The sequence below is a fragment of the Acidimicrobiales bacterium genome, assembly GCA_016794585.1.
Lineage (GTDB): Bacteria > Actinomycetota > Acidimicrobiia > Acidimicrobiales > DATDAH01 > JAEUJM01.
The window spans coordinates 1-22,587 of record JAEUJM010000004.1; the positions used below are offsets into that span (position 1 = coordinate 1).

General features: G+C 73.5%; 20 protein-coding genes. 15 read left to right on the forward strand and 5 right to left on the reverse strand.

Translation table 11 applies throughout. The annotated features are described in order from the left end of the window. Window positions 1-9: 9 nt before the first annotated feature. The 8 genes from JNK12_01775 (at window position 10) to JNK12_01810 (ending at window position 5,244) form a co-directional block, all read left to right on the forward strand. On the forward strand, window positions 10-867 hold the full coding sequence (locus JNK12_01775) for an HNH endonuclease (GenBank protein ID MBL8774623.1): 858 nt from the start codon (window positions 10-12) through the stop codon (window positions 865-867). Between the two features lie 34 nt (window positions 868-901). Next, window positions 902-1,315, forward strand: coding sequence for a hypothetical protein (locus JNK12_01780; GenBank protein ID MBL8774624.1), 414 nt, complete (start codon window positions 902-904; stop codon window positions 1,313-1,315). A gap of 191 nt (window positions 1,316-1,506) precedes the next feature. Then, window positions 1,507-1,881: a hypothetical protein gene (locus tag JNK12_01785; protein MBL8774625.1), complete on the forward strand. Its 375-nt coding sequence runs from the start codon at window positions 1,507-1,509 to the stop codon at window positions 1,879-1,881. A 4-nt stretch (window positions 1,882-1,885) separates the two neighbouring features. Further along, the gene (locus JNK12_01790) at window positions 1,886-2,128 is read left to right on the forward strand and encodes a type II toxin-antitoxin system VapB family antitoxin (GenBank protein ID MBL8774626.1); all 243 of its coding nucleotides are present in this window, start codon (window positions 1,886-1,888) and stop codon (window positions 2,126-2,128) included. Continuing rightward, entirely contained in the window at window positions 2,119-2,541 is a 423-nt protein-coding gene (locus JNK12_01795) for a PIN domain nuclease (GenBank protein ID MBL8774627.1), read from the forward strand. The genes JNK12_01790 and JNK12_01795 overlap by 10 nt, the downstream gene beginning before the upstream one ends. Window positions 2,542-2,630: 89 nt before the next feature. Next, window positions 2,631-3,416, forward strand: a complete 786-nt coding sequence (locus tag JNK12_01800; GenBank protein MBL8774628.1) for a VOC family protein — start codon at window positions 2,631-2,633, stop codon at window positions 3,414-3,416. An 83-nt stretch (window positions 3,417-3,499) separates the two neighbouring features. Continuing rightward, window positions 3,500-3,937, forward strand: coding sequence for a PPOX class F420-dependent oxidoreductase (locus JNK12_01805; GenBank protein ID MBL8774629.1), 438 nt, complete (start codon window positions 3,500-3,502; stop codon window positions 3,935-3,937). An 86-nt stretch (window positions 3,938-4,023) separates the two neighbouring features. Then, on the forward strand, window positions 4,024-5,244 hold the full coding sequence (locus tag JNK12_01810) for a beta-lactamase family protein (GenBank protein MBL8774630.1): 1,221 nt from the start codon (window positions 4,024-4,026) through the stop codon (window positions 5,242-5,244). A 25-nt stretch (window positions 5,245-5,269) separates the two neighbouring features. Here JNK12_01810 and JNK12_01815 read toward each other — a convergent pair whose 3' ends face one another. After that, window positions 5,270-5,710: a nitroreductase family deazaflavin-dependent oxidoreductase gene (locus JNK12_01815; GenBank protein MBL8774631.1), complete on the reverse strand. Its 441-nt coding sequence runs from the start codon at window positions 5,708-5,710 to the stop codon at window positions 5,270-5,272. 70 nt (window positions 5,711-5,780) lie between these two features. Here JNK12_01815 and JNK12_01820 point away from each other — a divergent pair, with 70 nt between their 5' ends. The 4 genes from JNK12_01820 (at window position 5,781) to JNK12_01835 (ending at window position 9,397) form a co-directional block, all read left to right on the forward strand. Beyond that, window positions 5,781-7,283, forward strand: coding sequence for an MFS transporter (locus tag JNK12_01820; GenBank protein MBL8774632.1), 1,503 nt, complete (start codon window positions 5,781-5,783; stop codon window positions 7,281-7,283). A 120-nt stretch (window positions 7,284-7,403) separates the two neighbouring features. Then, window positions 7,404-8,018, forward strand: coding sequence for a DUF47 family protein (locus tag JNK12_01825; GenBank protein ID MBL8774633.1), 615 nt, complete (start codon window positions 7,404-7,406; stop codon window positions 8,016-8,018). Between the two features lie 15 nt (window positions 8,019-8,033). Further along, window positions 8,034-9,035: an inorganic phosphate transporter gene (locus JNK12_01830; protein ID MBL8774634.1), complete on the forward strand. Its 1,002-nt coding sequence runs from the start codon at window positions 8,034-8,036 to the stop codon at window positions 9,033-9,035. Further along, window positions 9,035-9,397 carry a hypothetical protein gene (locus JNK12_01835; protein ID MBL8774635.1) on the forward strand — a complete coding sequence of 121 codons (363 nt, stop codon included), beginning with the start codon at window positions 9,035-9,037 and terminating at the stop codon, window positions 9,395-9,397. The genes JNK12_01830 and JNK12_01835 overlap by 1 nt, the downstream gene beginning before the upstream one ends. A gap of 62 nt (window positions 9,398-9,459) precedes the next feature. Here JNK12_01835 and JNK12_01840 read toward each other — a convergent pair whose 3' ends face one another. Then, entirely contained in the window at window positions 9,460-11,109 is a 1,650-nt protein-coding gene (locus JNK12_01840; GenBank protein MBL8774636.1) for a DEAD/DEAH box helicase family protein, read from the reverse strand. Window positions 11,110-11,346: 237 nt separating this feature from the next. Here JNK12_01840 and JNK12_01845 point away from each other — a divergent pair, with 237 nt between their 5' ends. After that, a complete protein-coding gene (locus JNK12_01845; GenBank protein ID MBL8774637.1) occupies window positions 11,347-11,706 on the forward strand; it encodes a YciI family protein in 360 nt (119 codons plus the stop codon). Continuing rightward, the gene (locus JNK12_01850) at window positions 11,700-12,896 is read left to right on the forward strand and encodes an RNA polymerase sigma factor (protein MBL8774638.1); all 1,197 of its coding nucleotides are present in this window, start codon (window positions 11,700-11,702) and stop codon (window positions 12,894-12,896) included. The genes JNK12_01845 and JNK12_01850 overlap by 7 nt, the downstream gene beginning before the upstream one ends. 116 nt (window positions 12,897-13,012) lie before the next feature. On the opposite strand, the gene recD is transcribed toward JNK12_01850, so the two are convergent. The 3 genes from recD to recC form a co-directional block, all read right to left on the reverse strand. Next, complete coding sequence (gene recD / locus JNK12_01855; GenBank protein MBL8774639.1) at window positions 13,013-14,944, reverse strand: exodeoxyribonuclease V subunit alpha; 1,932 nt, start codon at window positions 14,942-14,944, stop codon at window positions 13,013-13,015. A gap of 178 nt (window positions 14,945-15,122) precedes the next feature. Continuing rightward, entirely contained in the window at window positions 15,123-18,593 is a 3,471-nt protein-coding gene (locus JNK12_01860) for a UvrD-helicase domain-containing protein (protein MBL8774640.1), read from the reverse strand. Then, on the reverse strand, window positions 18,578-21,904 hold the full coding sequence (gene recC / locus JNK12_01865; protein MBL8774641.1) for an exodeoxyribonuclease V subunit gamma: 3,327 nt from the start codon (window positions 21,902-21,904) through the stop codon (window positions 18,578-18,580). Before recC ends, JNK12_01860 begins: the two co-directional genes overlap by 16 nt. Before the next feature lie 178 nt (window positions 21,905-22,082). Between recC and JNK12_01870 the strand changes: the two genes are divergently transcribed. Further along, window positions 22,083-22,580: an isoprenylcysteine carboxylmethyltransferase family protein gene (locus tag JNK12_01870; protein MBL8774642.1), complete on the forward strand. Its 498-nt coding sequence runs from the start codon at window positions 22,083-22,085 to the stop codon at window positions 22,578-22,580. Window positions 22,581-22,587: the final 7 nt, after the last annotated feature.

A 22,587-nucleotide genomic window follows, 5' to 3' on the forward strand; every position in this document is an offset into this window, starting at 1 on the left:
TCCGGGCGGATGGCCTCCACCGAGATCTGGGGAACCAACGAAGACGCCGAGCTCCTCCAGACCGCCCTGGACCTCCACGACAGCCCCGACCCCGCCGACAGCCCCGAAGGGCCCCGCACCAAAGCACAACGCGACTACGACTCGCTGTTCGACATCGTGCGGCTCTACCTCGCCGGGCGCCTCGACGGCGACGCCGAGCCCGCCGGCGGCGCCGATGTCATCGTCGACGCCCACACCGCCGCCGAGCTCCTCGCCCACCCCGACCAACAACTCGACCTCGAAACCCGCGACCCCCTCGAGCAGCTCCTCGCCCCCTACCGCCCCACCCCCACCCCCACCCCCACGCCCACGAACCACCACGAGCACGGCGGGTGCGACCACGAGTCCGAGGCCGAGCAGCGCTGGTGCGAGATGGCCTCCGGCGAACGCGCCACCCTGGCGTTCGCCGCCGTGCTGTTCTGCACCGGATGGACCCGCCGGGTCATCCGCGACCCCCACACCGGCGTCGTGTTGGACCTCGGCCACCGCCAACGCCTCTTCTCCCGCACCCAGCGCCGCGCCCTGGTCTACCGCTACCGCGGCTGCGTGTTCCCCGGGTGTTCCCGCCCCGCCAAATTCTGCGACGCCCACCACATCCACCCCTGGGAAGACGGCGGCCTCACCGACCTCATCAACGGCGTCCTGCTCTGCCGACGCCACCACACCCTCATCCACAACGGCTGGAACCTCACCCGCGACCCCCACACCGGCATCGTGTCGGTCACCACCCCCGACGGCCGCACCTTCACCCGCCACCCCACCGTCACCCACCACCCCGGCCGCTGCACCTTCGGCCCAGCCCCCGAGCGACAACCCACCCGATGTTGAACGCCGCGGTCACAACGCCGCGGTACCAGCGGGCATGGCTGACGAGGCAATCGTCCTGTCGATGCTCCTGCGACGCGATCCCGACACAGGTCGATGGGAGAAAGTCTGGCCGAAGGCGGCCCCGATGCTGTCCGATGTCGGTGCGCGGACTCCCGGCGCCGCCTGCGCGGTGAGCATCCCGCGCGACCCGCCGGCCCGCATCGGTGACCGCCTCCTCGCGGGTGAGGAGGCGAGTGAGCTCGTCCGTCGCTGCGGACCGATCGAGCTGCCGAGCATCCAGTTCGTGGAACGCGTCTACCGCCAACGGGGCTGTGACGACTCGAACCGTGATGCCATCGACGCCGCCATCGCCGCCTACGAGGTGTGGCTCGTCGAGCCAGTCGTCCCCGGCGAGACCCCCGAGATGGCCGGCGTCGAGGCTACGATCGAGTTCCCGACCCTGTCGTGATGGGAGCACGTGCGGTCTCCGTGCGAACTCCCGTCGACCGCCCCTGGTCACCCCGACGATCCGGGGGTACGGTGCCCGCACCGTCGGCGATCGCAGACCAGTGAGTTGCGGCGGCTCGAAGCCCGGTGCTTCCGCGAGGCCCCCGACCCGGGAGGCCCGCTCGTCCGACCCTGACGAGAAGGAGGCACGACGTGCCTGGTATCGACGACCTCTGCCTGCCCGGCGACCCCGACTTCCCGACCGAGGCGTTCTCGGTCGGCTGCGACGGCGACCTGGTCGAGGAGCGCTGGCTCGGCGGCGAGCCTTACTACGTCCACTACGACGACATCCCGCCGTCCGACATCACGGTGCACCGGGGCATCCGGGTGACCACCCCGATCCGCACCGTGATCGACATCGCCTGCGACACCGAGCCCGACCACCTCGACGCCATCATCGGCGATGTCCTCGGGCGGGGTCTCTTCACCGTCGAGGAGGCGTGGCACCGGCTCGGCCAGCCCGATATGGCCCAGCGCCACGGTGCCGAGCTCGTCCGTGAAGCACTCCGTCGGCGTGGACTCGATTGATATCATGGAACGTGCTGACGTGATATCAAGGCGGGAGGACGCCGTGCGCACCGTGGTGGACATCGACGACGACCTTCTGGCCGCAGCCCGTGAGGCGCTGGGTACGACGACCAAGGTCGAGACGGTGAACCGCGCGCTCGCCGAGGTCGCCGCCCTGGCCGCCCGCCGACGCGATCTCGAGCGTCTCTGCTCCGGAGGGTTGCCCGACTTGGGCGACGACGCTCTCTACGACGCGGCGTGGCAGTAGCGACTCACCTCGCCGACAAGAGCGCCCTGGCCCGGTTGCATCTGCCGACGGTCGCCGCGCGCCTGCGCCCATTGGTGGAGGCCGGACTCGTCGGCACCTGCGGCATGGTCGAGCTCGAGATGCGATGGTCGGCGCGGTCGCACGATGAGTACCGGACGGTCGTCGCCGATCGTGATCGCGGCTACGAGTGGCTTCCGATGCCGGACGAGGCGTGGTCGCGGGCGCTCGAGCTGCAGCACGCTCTCAGCGCCCCGGGGAGGCTCCGATCGGTGCGCTTCCCGGACCTGCTTCTCGCGGCGACGGCCGAGCGCCACGACGTCACGGTCCTGCACTACGACCGCGACTTCGACCTGCTCGCCGAGGTCTCGGACCTCCGGGCCGAGTGGGTCGTGCCCGCCGGCTCCGTGCCGTGAGCGCGACGCCGAGCATCGGCGCGATGAGATCCTGCGCCGCCCGCCGTCCCACAGCAGCGCACGCAGATCCGACGAGAAGGAGCACCGCCGTGACCACCCGTGAACACGCCCCCGTGGGGGCGCCCTGCTGGGCCGACCTCTGGACCGCCGACGTGGAGGGCAGCCGCCGCTTCTACTCCGAGCTCTTCGGGTGGGAGGCCGCCGAGCCGAGCGAGGAGTTCGGCGGGTACTTCATGTGGCTCCGCGACGGCGTGCCCGTCGCCGGCGGCATGGGCCCGATGGGTGACATGCCCGCCGGCAACGTCTGGACCAACTACCTGGCCACGGCCGACATCGCCGGCGCCGCGAAGACCGCCGAGGCGGCGGGCGCCAGCCTCTTCATGCAGCCCGAGGCGGTGGCCGACCTCGGGGTGCAGGTGCAGATGGCCGACCCGCAGGGCGCCGGCATCGGTGCCTGGCAGGAGGGCACCTTTCCCGGCTTCACCGTGCTCGACGAGCCCGGCGCGCCGAGCTGGTGCGAGCTGCACACCCGGGACTTCCAGGGCGCGCTGGCGTTCTACAAGGCGGTCTTCGGGTGGGAGACCGAGCTGGTGGCCGACACCGACGAGTTCCGCTACGCCGTCGTGCTGGCCGAGGCGGGCAGCGACCAGCAGGTCGCGGGTGTGATGGACGCCGGCGCCTGGCTGCCCGACGGCGTCGACGCCGTGTGGTCGATCTACTTCCACGTCGAGGACGCCAGCGCCGCCGCGGACCGGGTGGTCGAGCTGGGCGGGTCGATCGTCGACCCGGCCGTCGACACCCCCTACGGCGTGCTCGCCACGGTGGCCGACCCCAGCGGCGCAGTGTTCAAGCTCCGCACCCCGCCGGCGGGCTGACCACCGCCGGCCACGGAGCGCGACACCCCCGGCCCACCCCCGCCGCCAGGAATGCCGTCCGGGCGGCGGGGGTTGGGGCCGACATGGGTTACAGCGACGCGCCTGACGGCTGGTGGAAGCGGTTCATCCTCGAGTCCGACCCTCCCCCGACCGGAAAGCTGGCCGTGGTCCGGGCCGACGGCAGCCCCCACGTGGCCCCGGTCTGGGTGGACGTCGACGGGGACGATGTCGTGTTCATGACGGCCGCCGACACCCTCAAGGGCAAGGCCATCCTGCGCGACCCACGTGTGGCCCTCTGCTTCGACGACGAGCGGCCACCGTTCTCGTTCATCACCCTGCGAGGAACCGCCACGACCAGCACCGACCCCGACGAGCTGCTCCGTTGGGGTACCCGCATCGGTGGTCGCTACATGGGCGCCGACCAGGCCGAGGCGTACGGCCGGCGCAACGCCGTCCCGCCCGAGATGGTCGTCCGGGTCACCGTCGACAAGGTCGTGGCCAAGGTGGACGTGGCCGACTGAGGCCAGGGTAGAAAGGTCGCGTCGATGATCGCGACCGGTGGCGGCCGTCAGAGCAGGCAGAACCGTCGCCGAACCGGAGTGCCGCCATGGCCACCACCCGCCCTCCCGAAGCCGGGCTCGATGCCGAGGGCATCGAGCGGCTGCGCGTCCTGATCGACGGCCATGTGCTCGACGATCGCGTCGGCGGGGCGGCGTGGCTGGTCGCACGAGGTGACGACGTCGCCGTGGGTGTGTCCGGAATGCTGACCCGCGGCGAGCAGGCGCCCGTCGAACGCGACTCGCTGTTCCGTCTCTCGTCCATGACGAAGCCCATCGTCGCCGCGGCGGCGATGATCCTCGTCGAGGAGTGCCGCCTCCGCCTCGATGACCCCGTCGACGACCTGCTTCCCGAGCTGGCCGACCGCCAGGTGCTGGTCGATCCCCTCGGCCCTCTCGACGGTCCAACCGTCCCTGCCGAGCGCCCCATCACGGTGCACGACGTGCTCACGTTCCGGCTCGGGCTGGGCATCGACTTCGCGGCCCCGTGGCCGCAACCGCTGCTCGAGGCGATGGCCGACCTCGACCTCGGCGCCGCTCCGCCGGCGCCGCAGCTCCCGCCGTCGCCCGACGATTGGCTCCGTCGTCTGGGCACCCTGCCGCTGCTCCACCAGCCCGGCGAGCGCTGGCTGTACGACACCGGCGCCGACGTGCTGGGCGTGCTCATCGCCCGGGCAGTGGGTGCACCGCTCGAGCTGGTGTTGCGCGAGCGGCTCTTCGAGCCACTGGGCATGGTCGACACCGGCTTCGCGGCCACCGAGACTCGGCGAATGGGCACCTGCTACGGCCGCCACCCCGAGAGCGGTGAGCTGTGGGTCTTCGACCCGCCCGATGGACAGTGGTCCGAGGCGCCTGCATTCCCCTCGGGCGCCGCCGGCCTGGTGTCCACCGTGGACGACGTCCATCGCTTCGCCCGGATGCTGCTCGCCGGCGGTCGCCTGCCCGACGGCTCGCGCCTGTTGTCCGCGGTCTCGGTGGCCGCCATGACCACCGATCAACTGGGAGCCGGTCCGGGTCACGCGGACGGTCCCTCGACGGATGGCTCCGTGGGCTGGGGCTTCGGCGTCGGAGTGACGTTGCGGCGCAAGGGGCTGGCCGACCCGGTCGGCAGTTACGGCTGGAGCGGCGGCCTCGGGTCGTCCTGGTCCAACGACCCGGCGTCGGGGCTGATCGGGGTGATCCTGACCACGGACATGTTCGCGGGGCCGTCCCCGCCGCCGGCGGTGATCCAGGACTTCTGGACCGGCGCGGTCACGGCGCTGGCCGACTGATCGGGCGCCCGAGGAGCGCTCGGGCTCAGCTCCGTCGGGTGACGAAGACCGGGATCCGGCGCTCGGTGGCGTCCTGGTACACCTGGTAGTCCGAGTAGGCCGCCACCGCCCGCTCCCACCAGGCGTCCCGCTCGTCGCCCTCGACCTCCTCGGCCACCGCGTCGATCACCTCGGCGCCGTCCTGGACGGTGATCTGCGGGTCGGCCTTGAGGTTGTGGTACCAGACGGGGTTCTCGGGAGCGCCGCCCACCGAGGCGATGAGGGCGTACTCGCCCTCGTGCTCGACGCGCATGAGCGGGGTCTTGCGGAGCTTGCCGCTCTTGTTGCCCCGGTTGGTCATGACGATGATGGGCAGGCCGGTGTCCGCGAACGTGTTGGCTCGCTGGCCCCCGGACGCCTCGAACTCCTCGACCTGCTCGCGGACCCAGTCCCAACTGCTCGGCTCGTACTCACCTTCGAGTGGCATGGGCGCACCGTACCGCCCGGTAGGAGGAGCAGCGGCCCCCACCGCGTACCGTGCCTCGCAGGAGGCCACGATGACGACCGTCGACGCACCGGGCGGCCTGGTCCTGCGCAGCGCGCGCGGGCGCGTCGCCCTGCTCGCGTCCGTGGCCGCCAGCGCCACGGCCATGCTCGACGCAACGGTGGCGAACGTCGCGTTGCCCGAGATCGCCCGTGACCTCGACACCGACGTGGCGGGACTCCAGTGGGTCATCACGGGGTATCTGCTGACCCTGGCGTCGTTCATCCTCCTCGGCGGCGCGCTCGGCGACCGCTACGGACGGCGTCGTGTCTTCGTCATCGGCTCGGTGTGGTTCGGGCTCGCCTCACTGGCGTGCGGCCTGGCGCCGACCCTGCCGGCGCTGATCCTGGCGCGTGCCCTCCAGGGGGCGGGCGCGGCACTGGTGGCGCCGTCGTCGCTCGCGCTGCTCCAGGCCAGCTTCGTGCGCGGCGACCGGGCGGCGGCGGTCGGCGCATGGTCGGGCCTCGGCGGGCTCGCCGGCGCCGTCGGTCCGTTCCTGGGCGGTTGGTTGGTCGACGGGCCCGGGTGGCGCTGGGCCTTCCTGCTCAACCTGCCGTTGCTGGGGGTGGCCGTGGTCGCCTCGCGGGTCATCCCCGAGAGCCGGGAAGCAGGCGTGGACGGCCGCTTCGACCTGCTCGGGGCGGGCCTGGCGGTCGCCACGCTCGCTCCGCTCACCTGGGCGCTGACCACCGCCGCCGACATCGGCTGGACGGCCCCGGCCATCCTCGGCGCGGTGCTCCTCAGCGCGATCGCGGGGGTGGCCTTCGTGGTGCGCCAGCGGCGGGCGCCCGCCCCGCTCGTCCCGGGCCTTCTGTTCGCGTCGCGCGACTTCACCGTGCTGAACGGCGTGACCTTCCTGTTGTACGCCGCGCTCGGGGTCGAGTTTTTCCTCGTGGTCTTCCAGTTGCAGGTCTCGGCGGGGTGGAGCGCCCTCGCCTCGGGGACGGCGCTGCTCCCCGCGACCTTCCTGATGCTCGTGGGATCGGCCCGTTCGGGTCGACTGGCGTCGCAGATCGGTCCTCGGCCCCAGATGGTCATCGGTCCCTTGCTGCTCGCTGCGGCGCTGCTCGCCCTCTCGCGCCTCGATGCGAACGCCGACTGGCTCACCGACGTGGCGCCGGGCGCGATCCTCTTCGGGCTGGCCCTCGTCGCCTTCGTGGCGCCGCTGACGGCGTCGGTCATGGGCAGCGTGGACGAGGCCCACGTCAGCACCGCCAGTGGGGTGAACAACGCCGTCGCCCGCACGGGCGGGCTGCTCGCCGTGGCGCTCATCCCTGCCGTCGCCGGGCTGACCACGGCGTCGGGTGCGGCCGAGGTCACCGACGCGTTCCGCACCGCGATGTACCTCACCGCGGGGCTCGCCGTCCTGGCCGCCGCCGTGAGCGCCGTGGGGCTCCGCCGCCCCGCGGCCGAGGCCAGCGCTCGGGAGTTCCACTGCGCGGTCGACGGCCCGCCCCTCCAGCCCGACCCCGAGCGGTGCCCGAAGGCGATGGTGATGACGGATCGCCGGCGGTGACCGGCGGACCGCCGGTGACGGTGATGGAACCGAACGCCGGGCATTTCGCATCGAGCGCCGGTCGCGGCCAGACTTCACGTCCGCAAGCTGAACACCCGGTGAACTCTGAAGGGCGCCCAGATGAAGTTCCGACTTCTCCCTACCGACGAGAAGTTCTTCGACCTCTTCCAGGAGAGCGCCGCCAACGCCGCGCTCTGCGCCCGGCGCCTGGTCGAGCTCTTCGACTCGCCGGGTGATGAAGCGAAGCTCGCCGAGGTGCAGGAGTGCGAACGTGCGGGCGACGTCGTCACCGCCGCCATCCTCGACCGACTCCAGACCTCCTTCGTGACGCCGTTCGACCGCGAGGACATCCATCGCCTCGCCGAGGAGCTGGACGACTGCGTCGACGACATGCTGGCCGTCGCCGAGCGCTTCGAGCTCACCAAGACCACCCAGGTTCCGGCCGAGCTCCACGAGCAGGGACGGATCCTGGTGCTGCTCGCGGACGAGGCCGCTGAGCTCATGGCGCGGCTCGAATCCATGAAGGACCTCGACCCGCACCTCGCCGCGATCGACCGGCTCGAGAGCGAGGGCGACCGCATGTTCAACCAGGCGCTGGCTCGCCTCTTCAGCGGTGAGTTCGAGGCGCTCGACGTGATCCGTTGGAAGGACATGATCCAGGCCATGGAAGCCGCCATGAACGCCATCGAGGACGTCTCCGACGTCGTCGAGGGCATCGTCTTGAAGCACTCCTGAGGCTCGCCCGCCACCATGGAGCTCCAGGACATCGCCGTCATCGTGGTCGTCGCCGTTGCGCTCGGCTTCGACTTCGTCAACGGCTTTCATGACGCCGCCAACTCCATCGCGACCGTCGTGTCGACCCGGGTGCTCAGTCCTCAGGTGGCGGTCGCCTGGGCGGCGTTCTTCAACTTCGCGGCGTTCCTCGTGTTCGGGACCAAGGTCGCGGCCACCATCGCGAAGGACGTGGTCGACCCTTCGGTCCTGACCATCGGGGTCGTGTTCGCAGGGCTGCTGGGGGCCATCGGCTGGAACCTGATCACCTGGGCCCTCGGCCTGCCGAGCAGCTCGTCGCACGCTCTGGTGGGTGGCATGGCCGGTGCCGCGGTGCTGGCCTCAGGATGGGGCTCACTCGAGTCGTCCGGGTTGTGGAAGATCGCACTGTTCATCATCTTCTCCCCCCTCATCGGCCTCGCGCTGGGGATGATCCTGACCATCATCATCATGTGGTGCTCGCACCGGTACCGGAACGTGGCGCGACTCAACAAGGGATTCCGGCGTGGTCAGCTGGTCTCGGCGGCCGCGTTCAGCCTGGGGCACGGAGGCAACGACGCTCAGAAGACGATGGGCATCATCCTCGCCGTCCTCATCGCCTCGAACCACCTGCCCGAGGACGCCGACGTGCCCACGTGGGTCGTCCTCTCGGCGCACACCGCCATCGCGCTCGGCACCATGTTCGGGGGGTGGAAGATCGTGAAGACCATGGGTTCCAAGATCACCAAGCTCCAACCCGTGGGCGGCATGGCCGCCGAGAGCGCGGCGGCCGCCACCCTCTTCGCCACGTCGGCCGCCGGCATCCCCGTCTCGACCACCCACACCATCTCCGGCGCCATCGTCGGCGTCGGCTCGTCGCGCCGGATCTCGGCCGTCCGCTGGGGGGTCGCCAGTCAGGTGGTGTGGGCGTGGGTGCTCACCATCCCCGGCGCCTTCGCCATCGCGGCGATCGCCATGGTGCTCGTGGAGGCCTTCAACTGATGGACCGCCGAGCGCTGGTGTTCGCGATCTTCGCCGTGGTCTGCCTGGCCCTGTACCCACTGGCCGACAAGTACGACGGCTCTGCCAGCTGGTCCATCGGCGGCGAGGGGTGGGCGTGGGTGCCCGTCGTCCTCGGGGTCGTCTACCTGCTGCTGGCCCTGTTCTCGTTCCTCGACGCCCGTAGCAAGGGCCGGCTCGAACCCCGTCCCCTGGGCTACGACCGCGACGCGGGCGTGCCTGCGGGTCGGCCGACACGCGGAGCGGGGGCGGGAGCGGGCGGCGGGTTCAGCGGGTCCCCGTCGCTCACCGAGCCCGCCGAGCCGGGCGACGAGGCGGCAGACCCGGGCGAACCGACCACCTGACGGCGGCCCGACCGATCCCGGTCCCGACCGGGCCGCCGGTCAGAGGCTCGCGACGCCGCCGCTCAGGCGCGGGCGAGGCGCTCGGCGACCTCGAGGCGCTTCTCGAGTTGGCGCACGGTGGCCTCGGAGATGCGGTCGATGCCCGCTAGGCGGTTGAGCTCGCTGTTGATCTGCGGGTGGGTCTGGCCGGTGCGTCGCACCAGGACGGCGACGAGTTCGGCGTTGCGCTCGCGGAGGCGCTTCTTCTGCTGGGCGCGGGTCCGGGCGCTGACGGCCGCATCGTCGCCGAGCGCCGCCCGGGCGTCGTGGAGGAAGCGACGGTCGCCGGCCAGCGGCGGAGGGGGACCGAGGTCGACGAGCAGGCTGTCGTCGTCGTCGAACGAGAGGTCGAGGTCGTCGTCCACGTCGTCGCCGCTCTCGAACGGGGCGTGGGTCTGGTGGTCGGTGGCGACCGCGGACAGGGCGGCGAAGAGCGACATCTGCTCCTCGAGGCCCGTGTCGAATGCGGCGGGGTCGCGCTCGGGTCGGTCGAGCGCCCGCTTGGCCAGGCTGTGGCGCCGCTGGTCGGCGATCTGGAAGGCCCGGGACCGCAGGCGGGGGTCGTCCGGGATGAAGAGGTACGCCTTCTGGTCGGGTACCCCTGGGGTCCATCGCACGAAGCGACCGACGGCCTGGCGGAAGAACAGCTCGGTGGTCGTGGTGGTGGCGTAGACACCGACCCGCAGGCGCGGGATGTCGACGCCCTCGGAGACCATGCGCACCGCCACCAGCCACGGCTCGTTGCCGGCGGCGAACCGGGCGATCCGGGCGGACGCATCCGGGTCGTCCGAGGTGACGACGGTGACCGGCCGGTTGAACCGGTCGCGCAACAGGCCGGCGATGCCTCGGGCATGGTCCTGGTCGATGGCGATCACGAGGCCGGCGGCGTCGGGCTGGCGGGCCCGCACGGCGTCGAGCTGGGCCACCGCCTGGCGCAGCACGGTGGGCAGCCACTCGCCCTCGAGCGACAGGGCGGTGCGGAGGCGCTGGCTGGAGAGGGTCTGGTCGAGGGCGTCGTCGAAGGTGGCCTCGTGGATGGCGCCGTCCGGGGCGGTCCACTCCATGTGGCCACCCGTGCGGGGGAAGTACACGGGGCGGACGACCCGGCGGTCGGCCAGGGCCTCGCTGTAGCCGTACTCGAAATCGGGCGTGGCCTCGTCGGCGACGTAGGTGACGAAGGGGATGGCGCGGGTGTCGCTGCGGAAGGGTGTGCCCGAGATGCAGAGGCGGCGCGGAGCCTGCTCGAAGGCGGCCCGGATCGACTCCCCCCAGGCCCGCTCGTCGCCGGCGTGGTGGATCTCGTCGAAGATCACGAAGGCCCGGTCGGCCAGGGCCCGCAGCACGGCGGCGCTGGTCGCCACCTGCTGGTAGGTGGTCACGATGCCGTGCATGTCGGCGGGCAGGCGGCCGTCGGCGGCGGACCACGCCGGGTCGAGGTGGATGCCGAAGGGCGAGGCGGCCCGCTCCCACTGCACCTTCAAGTGGGCGGTCGGCGCCACGACCACGATCTTGCGCTCGGGGTGCTCGGCCAGCACGTGGCGGGCGGCCGTCAGGGCGAAGGTGGTCTTTCCCGCACCGGGGGTGGCGACGGTGAGGAAGTCGGGCGCCTCGCTGGCCACGAACTTCTCGAGCGCCACCTTCTGCCAGGGGCGCAGGCGGATGCGCTGGATCATGCGGGCAGGGGGCGCCGCACGGCGGGGAGAGGGCGGGCGGCGGTGCGGGGCAAGGTCGCTCAAGCTATCGCCGGGCCAGCCTCCGGCGGGACATGCCAGGAGGGGCCACGGGATGACACGAAGCGCCGTCCGGGGCCATCGCACCGCATCCCGAGATCGATGAGATTTCCGGTGCGAGGCTGTCGATCCGGGCGGTGCTCGTTCGTCTCGGAGGGGACCAAACAACAGGAGGCAGTGATGAAGTACATGTTGTTGATCCACCAGGGCACCACGCCGACGCCGCTCGACCCGGAGGCCTGGGCCACCCTCTCCGAGGACGAGCAGCAGCAGATCTACGCCGACTACGGCGCCGTCAACGCCACCCCCGGCGTCACGCCCGGCAACGGCCTGCAGCCCCCCGAGACCGCGACGACGGTCCGGGTCGAGGACGGGCGCACGCTCGTGACCGACGGCCCCTTTGTCGAGGTGAAGGAGGCGCTCAACGGCTACCTGATCTACGAGGCCGACGACCTCGACGCCGCCATCGCCCTGGCCGCCCGCATCCCGGCGGCCCGCCTCGGCGGCGCCATCGAGGTGCGCCCGATCATGGAGTGGTAGCCGTCCTCGAGCAGACCTTCCGCGACGAGTGGGGGCGTGTGCTCGCCGCCCTGATCGGCTTCCTCGGCGACTTCGACCTCGCCGAGGAGGCCGCCCAGGAGGCGTTCGCCATCGCCGCCGAGCGCTGGCCCCGGGACGGCCGCCCCGACAACCCGCGCGCTTGGCTGGTGGCGACCGCGCGCAACCGCGCCATCGACCGGGTTCGCCGCGAGCAGACGCTGGCCGCGAAGACGCCGCTGCTGGCTGCGCAACGGGCGGTGGAGGAGACGATGGACATCCCGACCGAGCGCGACGAGCGCCTCGAGCTGGTCTTCACCTGCTGTCACCCGGCCCTCTCGACCGAGGCCCAGGTGGCGCTCACGTTGCGGACCCTCGGCGGGCTGACCACCGAGGAGATCGCGGCGGCGTTCCTGGTGCCGGACACGACAATGGCCCAGCGGCTGGTGCGGGCCAAGCGCAAGATCAAGCTGGCGGGGATCCCTTTCCGCGTGCCACCGGACGACCAGCTCGACGAGCGCCTGGCTGCGGTCCTGGCCGTCGTGTACCTGATCTTCAACGCCGGCTACGGCGGTCGGTCCGAGCTCGCCGCCGAGGCCCTCTGGTTGGGGCGGGCGCTCGTCGAACTGCTGCCCGACCAGCCCGAGCCCCTCGGTCTGCTGGCGATGATGCTGCTGCACGACTCACGTCGCGACGCCCGGCAGCGCGACGGCGACCTCGTGCGCCTCGACGATCAGGACCGATCGTTGTGGGACGTGAGCGAGATCGAACGGGGACGGGCGGCGCTGGACCGGGCGATGGCCCTCGGCGGGCGGGGCCCGTACGTGGTGCAGGCGGCCATCGCCTCGCTGCACGCCGACGACCCGACCGACTGGCCCCAGATCGTGGCGCTGTACGGCGAACTCGAGCGCCTCACCGGCTCACCGGTCGTTGCGCTCAACCGTGCGGTTGCCCTGGCGGAGGTCGAGGGCCCCGCGGCCGGGCTCGCCCTGCTCGAGGGCCTGGCGGGGGACCTCGACGGCTACCGATACCTCCACACCGCCCGGGCCGAGCTGCTGCGCCGCCTCGGCCGGTCGGGCGAGGCGGTCGCCGCTTACGACCGGGCCCTCGACCTCGACCTCGGCCCCGACGACGCCGAGCGGCGCTGGCTGGAGCAGCGCCGCGCCGAGCTCGTGGCCCACCCGCCAGCCTGACCCGAGCTCGAGTCCCGCTTCCTCCCCGCCTGACCCCCAGGCTCACCGTTCTGCCAGCACGAGCCTGTTCTGCACGACAGAGCGGTGCTGGCAGAACGGGGACTCGGGGGGTCGGGCTACGGAGGGGTGAGGGCGGCGGTGAGGCCGGAGGCGCGGGCCACGGGGCGGGCCACGGCGGCACGCACCGCCGCCTCGGTGCCGAGGACGGTGAGGCGCTGCTGGGCCCGGGTGACCGCGGTGTAGAGCAGCTCGCGGGTGAGCACCGGCGAGCCCGGGTCGGGCAGGCGCACGACGACGTGGCCGAACTGCGATCCCTGGGACTTGTGGATGGTGATCGCGTAGAGCGACTCGACCGAGGCCAGCCGGGTGGGCCGCACCACCAGGGGCTCGCCCCGACGCTCGAACACCGCCCGCAGCAGGCCGTCGCCGGCGTCGATGACCACGCCGCTGTCCCCGTTGAACACGCCGAGGGCGTAGTCGTTCTCGGTGACCATCAGCGGGCGGCCGGGGTACCAGGGGCCGGCGCCGTAGCCCGGGATGGTCGAGCGGAGCCACCGCTCGATCTCCGAGCGCCAGCGGGCGGCGCCGGCCGGGCCGCGGCGGTGCGCGCACAGCACCTGCACGGCCCGGAGCGCCTCGAGGGCGCCGGCGGCGTCGCCCGCCTCGGCGGCGGCCACCACCGCCCGGGCGGTGTCGACCACGGCGGCGCGCACCGCGGTGAGGGCCGGCGCGGTGGTCGGGTCGGCGTCGTCGTCGATCTCCAACCAGGTGACGTCCTCGGCGCCGGGGTGGCGCAGGGCGTCGACCACGGCGTCGCCGTCGCCGGACTCGATGGCCCGGGCGACGGTGGCGATGCTGCCCCCGAAGCGGTGGACCCGGCGCAGCACGATGCTGCCCGGCAGCGGCGAGGCCACGATGTCGCCGAGGACGGCGCCGGCTTCCACGGAGGCGAGCTGGCGGGGGTCGCCCACGAGCACGAGGCGGGCGGTGGGGCGCACGGCGTCGAGCAGCTTGGCCATCATCGACAGGCCCACCATCGAGCTCTCGTCCACGATGACCACGTTGTGGGGGAGCTGGTTGGCGGCGTCGTGGCGGAAGCGGCTGCGGCTTCCCGGCCGCCACCCGAGCAGGCGGTGCAGGGTCGAGGCCGTGGTGGCGCGCAGGGCGGCCTTGACGGTGTCGTCGGTGTCGAGGCCGGCGGCCTCGGCGTGCACGGCCTCGGTGAGGCGGGCGGCGGCCTTGCCCGTCGGCGCCGCGAGGGCCACCCGGGGCGGCGGCGCGCCGGAGGCGGCGGCCTGCTCGTGGAGCAGGGCGAGGATGCGGGCCACGGTCGTGGTCTTCCCGGTGCCGGGGCCGCCGGCCACGACCGAGAAGCGGCGTTCGACCGCCGTGGTGGCGGCGCGGCGCTGGTCGTCATCGGGATTCGCCGGTTCGCCCGTTTCGCTCGAACTGGCGGGCGTGGAGGTCGAAGGCGGGTCAGGGGGGAAGAGGCGGTCGAGGCCGTCGGCGAGGGCGGCCGCGTCCACCGCCGGCGGGGGGCCGCCGACGCGGGCGAGGAGGTCGGCGGTGATGGCCCGCTCGTGACGCCAGTAGCGGTCGAGGTAGAGGCAGGTGCCGATCAGGCGGAGCGGTCGGTCGGCGGGTCCGTCGGCGCCGACTGCGGTGAGCGGGTGGGCAGCGACGGCCGCCACCCACGCCTCGGGCTCGGGCCAAGGCAGGGCGGCGACGAGGGCGACGTCGACCTCTTCGTCGTCGGGAGCGACCGTGGTGGCGGCGGTGGCCAGGTCGGCGTGGACGTGGCCCAGGCGTACGGCCCGCACCGCGAGCGCGGCGGCCAGGGCGACATGGCCGTCGGGATCGGTGGCGGTGCCGTCAGTATCCGCGAGGCGGACCAGCGTGAGGGCGGTGCGGACGTCGGCCGCCGCCAGCACGGTGGCGTCCCCGAGCGCCCGGAGCAGGCCGGCGCCCACGGTGGGGCGCCGCCCGTCGAACGGGTCGCCGGCCACGATCGCCCCGGGCGTTGCGGTGGTGGCGTCGAGCGCGCTCACGCCCCACCCTCTTCGGTCGTTCTGGTGGCTGGTTGGCGACGCTGGTGTTGCAGGGGAGGTACCAGAACGGGGTGGGGTGGGTGGAGGGGCGTGGGGGGTTCGGCGGCGGCGTTCGTTCTGGTGGCTGGTTGGCGACGCTGGTGTTGCAGGGGAGGTACCGGAACGAGGGGGGTGGGGATCACGGGGCGCCTCGATCGAGGAGGTCGGAGAGGTCGGTGACGAACGACGCCGGCGGCTGCCAGGTGAACACGCCGCAAGGGGCGCCGCCGACGAGGGGGGTGTCGGGGCCGATCATCCCCCGGAGGAACAGGTAGGCGACGCCGCCGAGGTGGCGGGCGGGGTCGTAGTCGGCCAGGCGCCATCGCAGGAAGCGGTGCAGGGCCACGGCGTAGAGCGCGGCCTGGAGGGGGTAGTGGGCGTCGGCCATGGCCGTGGCCAGGGCGTCGGGCCGGTAGTGCCAGCTGGTGGGCGTCTCGCCGTGGGGCGCCAGGTGGTTGGTCTTGTAGTCGACGACGACGTGGCGCTCGCCGATCCGGGCCACGAGGTCGATGCTGCCGCTGAGGAAGCCGCGGACCTCCGTGGCGAGGAGCGGATCGCGGAGGCGTTGCTCGTAGCCGGTGAGCGGGTCCTCGGCGGGCAGCGCCCCGAACACGTCGGCGATGGCATCCATGGTCAGCAGCGCTCGGGTGGGACGGTCGCCGCCGGCCAGGGGCAGGTCGAAGGCGAGCTCGTCGAGGCGGTCACCGGGGCCGAGGTCGCGCAGGCGCACGTCGTCCCAGGCCGGTCCGAGGGGGGTCTCGATGCCGGCGGCCAGGCCGTCGAGCAGAGCGTCGACATGGCCGGGGACGATGCGCTCGGCGCCGGCGTCGACCGCAGCATCGGCGAGCGTGGTACGCAGGTCGGGGGCGGTGAAGTCGACCACCTCGAAGATCTCGTGGGCGAGCGTGCCGACCCGGGCGCCGCCGGGGACGTCGGCGAGGGGCAGAGGCGGCGCGGCCCGGGCAGCGTCCTCGTCGGCGGTGTGGCCGCCGGGGGCGAGGGCCTCGACGGGCGGCTCGTCCACCTTGGCCCGCTCGTCGACCTCGGCGTCCTCGGTGACTTGGAGGGACACGTGGGGCCCGGCCTCGTGGGCGACCCGGGTGAGCCCGGAGTAGGAGGTGCGCACCCAGTGGCGGTCGAAGGTGCGGGCGAACGGCGCCACCGCGAGAGTTGCGGCGGGGGCGACCGGCGGGTCGTAGCGCTCGGGGCCGGCGTCGGCCTCGCCGGCCTCGCCAGGCCGGACGGCGGACCCGGTGGCCTCGGTGAAGGCCAGGCCGCGGGCGAAGCAGGCGGCGCCGATGTCGGCCTCGGACGGGCGCTCGGGCAGGCGCCGCCGCACCGCTCCCGTGGCGGGGTCGGTGCCCAGCAGCACCCGGGCCAGGGGCGAGCGGTCGGCGTCGGCTGCGGTGGCCCACCACACCACGACGCGGTGGCGGGCTCGGGTGAGGGCGACGTAGAGCAGGCGCAGCTCCTCCTGGTCGCGCTCGTCGTTGGCCCGGTCGAGCTGCCAGGCGCGCAACCCGCCGGACGAGCCGACGCTGATGGCGCGCTGGCCGTCGGGATCGTGGAAGACGCAGACCTCGTCGTCGTCCTGGCGACGGGCGTCCCACAGGCTGGGGAGCAGGACGATGGGGAACTCCAGACCCTTGGCGCCGTGCACGGTGTGGACCGACACGGCCTCGGCGTCGGTCTCGAGGCGTCGGCGGGCGGCGTCGGCGCCGGACTCGCCCGTCCCGTCGGCCTCGTCGGCCCGCTGCTCGGTGACCCACGCGGCCAGCGCCGCCAACGTGGATGGATGGGAGGCCTGGCGGGCGTGGAGCAGCTCGGCGAGGTGGCGGAGGTCGCTGAGGCGACGGTCGCCGCCGGCGGCGGCCAGCAGGCGGGCGGTGAGGCCGGTGCCCGCCTCGATGTGGCGCAGCAGGGCTGCGATGGTGTGGGTGCGGGCGGTGACGGCCCAGTCGTGGAGCAGGCCGTCGACCTCCTCCCACTCGGCATCGGTGGCGGTGGCGAGGCGCTGGGCGTCCCAGCCGATGAACGGTCCGATGGTGACGGCCCGGACCCGGATGGTGCTGGCGGGCTGCTCGAGGGCGAGCAGCAGCTCGAGCCAGTGGCGGGCGGCGTCGGTGGCCCAGACGCTGCCGGCGCCGTGGACCACCGCCGGTACGCCGGCGGCCTGGAGGGCGTCGCGCACGCCGGCGGCTTCGAAGTGGGTGCGAGTGAGCACCGCGAGGTCGCCCGGACCGATCGGCCGGCGGCCTTCGTCGGCAGGGCCCCCCGAGCCGTCGGGGATGGTGGCGCCCCCGTTGAGGATGCGCACCGCCTCGGCGGCGACGTCCTCGGCGAGGAAGCGACGCACCGAGGGCTTCATCGCTACGGCCATCTTCTTGGTGAGCTCGAAGCGGCCCGAGCTGCGCTGGGCGATGCGGAGGCTGAAGGGTGGGTCGGCGGCGGGGCCGGCGATGGTGGCCTCGGTGGCCCCCGGTCGGGCGTGGACCCGCCGGTGGCGGATGGCCTCGTCGCCCAGCTGGGCGCCGTCGAAGAGGGCGTCGAGGGCGTCGAGCAGGGGCTGGTCGGCCCGCCAACTGGTGGTGAGGCCGCACACCTGGTCGGCCTCCTTGGTGGCCTCGAGGTAGGCGGCGACGTCGCCGCCCCGGAAGGCGTAGATGGCCTGCTTGGGGTCGCCCACGAGCACCAGCCGGTTGGGGGCGGCGCCGAAGGCCTTGTGCAGGATGCGCCACTGGACGGTGTCGGTGTCCTGGAACTCGTCGACCACCGCCATGGAGAAGCGGTTGCGCAGGCGCTCGGCCACGATGGCGCCACGCTCGTCGTCGGCCAGGCTGGCGTCGAGGCGGTCGAGCAGGTCGTCGTAGGTGAGGAGGCGGCCCTTGCGCTTCTGGTCGACGATGCGGCGGCGCACGGCCAGGGCGAAGGACCGGCGCTGGCGGTCCACGGGGTTGTCGTCCACCGGAGCGATGACGCAGTCGGGGTTGTTCACGACCGCTGCGGCGATGGCCTCGGCGTCGGCGTGCTCGAAGAGGATCTCGCCGCCCTGGTGGATCTTGCGGACGTAGAGGTCGCGCACGGCGTCGTCCACGAGGTCGCTGACGTCCTCGACCAGCTCGACCTCGCGCTCGGCGTCGCCGGCCACGCCCAGGCTGGCCAGGACCTGCTGGCAGAAGCCGTGGGTGGTCGCGATCGTGGCGGCGTCGAAGTCGGACAGCGCGGCCCGCAGGCGGCGCCGGCGCAGGGCCCGGTCGTCGTCGGTGCCGCGACGGAGGTGGGCGACGAGGGAGTCGGCTTCAGCGCCGACGCGGGTGTCCCCGTGCACCGGGTCGAGGGCGCCGACCGCCTCGGACAGCCGCTGCCACACCCGCTCGCGCAGCTCTCCGGTGGCCTTCCGGGTGAAGGTGACCACCAGCAGCTGGTCGAGCGGGCGTCCGCCGGCGACCTCGGCCACCACCAGCGACGACACGGCGTGGGTCTTGCCGGTGCCCGCGCTGGCCTCGAGGACGGTGACGCCCTCGGCCACCGGCACGGTCGGGTCGAACTCGGCGATGGCGTGGTCCTCGGGGGCGGTGCCGTCGGTCGGGTCGGTCACGAAGACGACCACCGTTCGGCCTCGTCGAGCAGGGGGGTCCAGAGGCGGCGGGCCAGAACCTCGAAGGCGGGATCGGCCAGCACCTCGTCGAGCGTGCGCTCGCCGTCGTGGACGAGCAGGTGCTCGGCGTCGCGGTCCTCGCGGTCCCGGCCGAAGTCGCTGGTCCATTCCTTGGCCGCGGCCGCGCTGAGGTCCTCCTCGCCGGCCCGCTGGGCGGTGATCCAGGCGAACGACGTCGAGCAGTAGAGGGGGAGGGGCGCGCAGAGGGCCTCGTCGCGCAGCGTGGCCAGGTCGGCGAGGTGACCCACGGCGACGTCGAGGGCGATGGGGGGCAGGCCGAACTGGCGGAACCGTCCGCCCCAGCGCGCCACCTGGATCGAGGTCAGCGCCCGGCCCGGCGGGGTGGCCGAGGCGGCGAGGTGGTGCACCCACAGGCGCAGTCGCAGCTTGGCGCTCATCGAGGAGAAGGTGGCGGGGCGAATCGTGCCGCCGGCGAACACGTCGGCCACCGTGCCCACGACGTGGCGGCCGTCGGGCAGGGCCACGTCGACCTCGAGCGAGCCGGATGGGCCGGTGGCGATGGCTCGCGCCGCGTCGGCGATGCGGTCGGCTTTCGTGCGCGTGTCCGCGAGCACCCGCTCGCCGAGCGCACCCGGGGGGAGGGCCCCTCGGGCCCGCTCGGCGGCGCACACCGCGTCGGCGTCGCGGCCCTCGAGCAGCGCGGCCAGGATGCGGTCGCCGACCTGCCACTTGCCGAGCCCGTCGAGGCTGAGGTCGAGGGCATCGGCGGGGCGGTCGTCATCGGTGCGCAGGGACAGGCCCAGGCGCTGGCGGAGGAAGGCCCGGGCGGGGTGCTCGACCGCGGCGACGAGGTCGGTCAGCGCGATGACCCCCTCGTCGACCTTCGGGGCGAGCGCGCCGGAGAAGAAGGGGGCGACCGGGTGAAGCGGGCCGGCCGCGGCCCGGGCGCCGGCGAGCAGGCGGGCGTCGAAGCTCCACGGACCGTCGGTGCCCAGCGCCCCGGCCTCGAAGCAGCGCCGGTCGGCGGGCTGGAGGGGGTGGTGGCGGACCACGGCCCCGCGGGCGGGGTGGCCGTCGGCGGTGGTGGCCATGTCGTCGACCACGTCGAGCAGCTCGTTCACGGGCACCGCCGGAGGCAGGGCCTCATTGGTGCGCGGGTCGTGGCCGTCGTAGGTGATGACGAGGTGGTCGCCGGCGGCGAGGACGGCGTCGAGCAGCAGCTGGCGGTCCTCGGCGCGGCGGTCGTGGTCACCGGGATGGCGGGCGGCCACGAGCAGGTCGTCGCCGTCGGGGGCGCCGCCGCGGGGAAAGGCGCCGTCGTCGAGGCCGACGAGGCAGACGACCCGATGGGGGACCGACCGCATGGGGACGAGAGTGCACATGGTCAGCTCGCCGGTGCGGAAGGCGGCGCGGCTGGGTTGGCCCCGGAGGCGGTCCGCCAGGAGGTCGCGCACCTCGGCGAGGCGCAGCGGCGTGGACCCGGCGGCGCCACCGCCGGCCTCGTCCAGCACCTCGGTGAGCAGGTGGTCGAGCTGGCTGCGCTGCCAGCCGTCCTCCCAGCGGGTGTCGAGCAGCAGGTCGGCGGCGGCGCCGAGGGCTTCGATCCACCCGGCCAGCGGTCGAGCGTCGCCGAGGCTGCGGACGGCGGAACCGAGGCGACCCACCAGCTCGGCGAAGCGACCAGCGAGGTCGATGTCGCCGGAGTCGACGTCGTCGAGGGGCAGCACGCCGCCGACGAGGCGCAGCTCGTCCTCGGACATGGTCACCCCGAGGAGCAGGCGCTGAAGGCCGGCGTCCCAGGTGCCGGTGTCGACCGCGGCGAGGTCGTACGGGGCGCGGTGGTCGGCGTCGAGCCCCCATCGGGTGCCCGTCCGCTCGATCCAGGCCGCCACCCGCTCGATGTCGTCGTCGTCGAAGCCGAAGCGCTGACGCACGGGGGGCAGGGCGGCGAAGGCGAGGACCTGCGAGGCGGTGAGGCGGGCGTCGACCAGGGCGATGAGCTCGGCCATGGCGCCCAGGACCGGGTTGGTCTGGCGCAGCGAGCGGTCGGCGAGGCGGTAGGGGATGGTGCGGGGGTCGTCGGCGTCGTCGTCGAAGGCGGCCCGCAGGAGGGGGGCGAGCTCGTCGATGTCGGGGCACATGATCACGACGTCGCGGGGCTCGAGGGTGGGGTCGGTGGCGAACAGGTGGGTGACCGCGTCGCGCACCACCTCGGCCTGGCGGGCCCGGCCGTGGCAGGCGTGCACCTGCAGGGACCGGTCGGCAGGATCGAGCGGCGTCCGGTCGGCCGGGTCGGTCGGTGGTGCCTCGTCGGCCCGAATGGCGGCCTGGAGGCGGTGGAGGAGGGTGGCATCGGTGGCAGCGTCGTCGGAGAGCGGGTGGTGGCGGTCGTCGGTGCCGGCGTGGGTGGCGGTGGCGAGGCGCCGGCGCAGGACCATTCCCATCTCGTGGCTGTCGCGCCCCCACGCCCGCAGGAGGGGATGGCGCAGGGACTCCTGCTCGTCGGTGGCCCAGGCCGCCGGCGAGGGGTGCAGGGCGAGGAGGTGCACGTCGCGGTGGGCGGCGAGGGCCTCGAGCACGTCGAAGTAGCTGGCGGGGAGGCGGGTGAGGCCGAACAGGAAGAGCCGATCGGGCAGCTCGACGAGGTCGGGTGAGGCGACGAGGGCGGCGCACCCGTCGGCCGAGCGCTCTGCGGGGCTGGGGTCGCCGACCGCCGCCCGCAGCCGGCGCCACAGCTCGGCCTGCCACGCCACCGAGTGGTCGAGGGGGTGGCCGTCGCCGTCCTCGTCCCGGCCGTCGTTCCAGGCGAGGACCATCGCGGGCCGATGCACGGCGTAGCGGTCGTAGAGGTCGGCCAGGTGGCGGACGGCGGCGAAGCGGCGGTCCCGCCGGCCGAAGTCATCGACCTGGTCGGTGGGGGACGCGCCGGCGCCGAGATGGCCGGCGAGCACGTAGAGCCAGGGCTCGTCGAGGTGGGCCTCGACCACGTCGAGCAGCGGCCAGGCCAGGCGCTCGGGGCGCCACGGGTCGGCGTCGGGGTCGAGGCCGGTGACCTCGGCCAGCGTTCGCTGCACCAGACGGCCGGGGAACGGGAAGTCGAGGTGGGCGGAGACGCCGTCGGCCCGCCCGGGCCTGGTGCCGAGGTGGGCGGACAGCCGGTGGGCCAGCCAGCGCTCGACGCCGCGAGAGTGGACGGCCACAACCTCCTGGGTGAAGGGGTCGGCCGGCGGGACCGCCAGGATCCCCGCGAGCACCTCGGCCAGCACGTCGGCCCGCTCGGCCCGGTGGAGGACGAACGTCACGGACAGCTCACGGGCGGACGGGGGGCGCTGCGGGCATCACGAGGGACGGTACGCCACTGCTGTGACGACGAGTGGCGCTCCGCTCGAGCGGGGGGCTTCGCCCGAGCTCGCCGGAAGCTGTCGGAGCGGGACGGAGGGGGGCGCGCGTCCAGTCGGAACGAGCGACGACAATGGTGGGATGGGACTGCTGGGCGGCGACACGCCGAGGGAGACGGCCATCGCGTGGGGCTTCGTCCTCGTCCAGGGCCTGCTCCTCTTCGCCGTGCTGCTCCTGCCCGCCGACGACGACTGGACGCTCTCGTCCGCCGGCGACTCGGTCGCCGTGGCCCTGGAGTGGATCGGTGCCGTGATCCTCGTCGCCGGCCTCGTGAACCTCGGGCGCTCGCTCACGGCGCTGCCGACGCCGGTGCCCCACGGTGAGTTGAAGGTGGGTGGCCTCTACCGGTTCGTGCGCCACCCCATCTACACCGGGGTGATGGCTCTGGTCGTCGGCGCCGCCGCCCGCTCGGCCAACGCCTGGGCGGCGGTCGCGGCCGGCGCCCTGGTCCTCTGGTTCATGGCCAAGGCCCGCTGGGAGGAGGATCGCCTGCGGGCCCGCTACCCGGACTACGACGCCTACGCCGCCCGCACCCCCCGCTTCGTCCCCCTCTGGCCCTTCGGCGCAGACCGCCGCTGAGGCCGGC

Coding starts and splice junctions, on each gene's coding strand:
- JNK12_01805 (MBL8774629.1), top strand. CDS start 3,500: ATGGGTTACAGCGACGCGCCTGACGGCTGGTGGAAGCGGTTCATCCTC.
- JNK12_01840 (MBL8774636.1), bottom strand. CDS start 11,109: ATGATCCAGCGCATCCGCCTGCGCCCCTGGCAGAAGGTGGCGCTCGAG.
- JNK12_01870 (MBL8774642.1), top strand. CDS start 22,083: ATGGGACTGCTGGGCGGCGACACGCCGAGGGAGACGGCCATCGCGTGG.
- JNK12_01820 (MBL8774632.1), top strand. CDS start 5,781: ATGACGACCGTCGACGCACCGGGCGGCCTGGTCCTGCGCAGCGCGCGC.
- JNK12_01835 (MBL8774635.1), top strand. CDS start 9,035: ATGGACCGCCGAGCGCTGGTGTTCGCGATCTTCGCCGTGGTCTGCCTG.
- JNK12_01775 (MBL8774623.1), top strand. CDS start 10: ATGGCCTCCACCGAGATCTGGGGAACCAACGAAGACGCCGAGCTCCTC.
- JNK12_01780 (MBL8774624.1), top strand. CDS start 902: ATGGCTGACGAGGCAATCGTCCTGTCGATGCTCCTGCGACGCGATCCC.
- JNK12_01825 (MBL8774633.1), top strand. CDS start 7,404: ATGAAGTTCCGACTTCTCCCTACCGACGAGAAGTTCTTCGACCTCTTC.
- JNK12_01810 (MBL8774630.1), top strand. CDS start 4,024: ATGGCCACCACCCGCCCTCCCGAAGCCGGGCTCGATGCCGAGGGCATC.
- JNK12_01790 (MBL8774626.1), top strand. CDS start 1,886: ATGGAACGTGCTGACGTGATATCAAGGCGGGAGGACGCCGTGCGCACC.
- JNK12_01845 (MBL8774637.1), top strand. CDS start 11,347: ATGAAGTACATGTTGTTGATCCACCAGGGCACCACGCCGACGCCGCTC.
- JNK12_01830 (MBL8774634.1), top strand. CDS start 8,034: ATGGAGCTCCAGGACATCGCCGTCATCGTGGTCGTCGCCGTTGCGCTC.
- JNK12_01815 (MBL8774631.1), bottom strand. CDS start 5,710: ATGCCACTCGAAGGTGAGTACGAGCCGAGCAGTTGGGACTGGGTCCGC.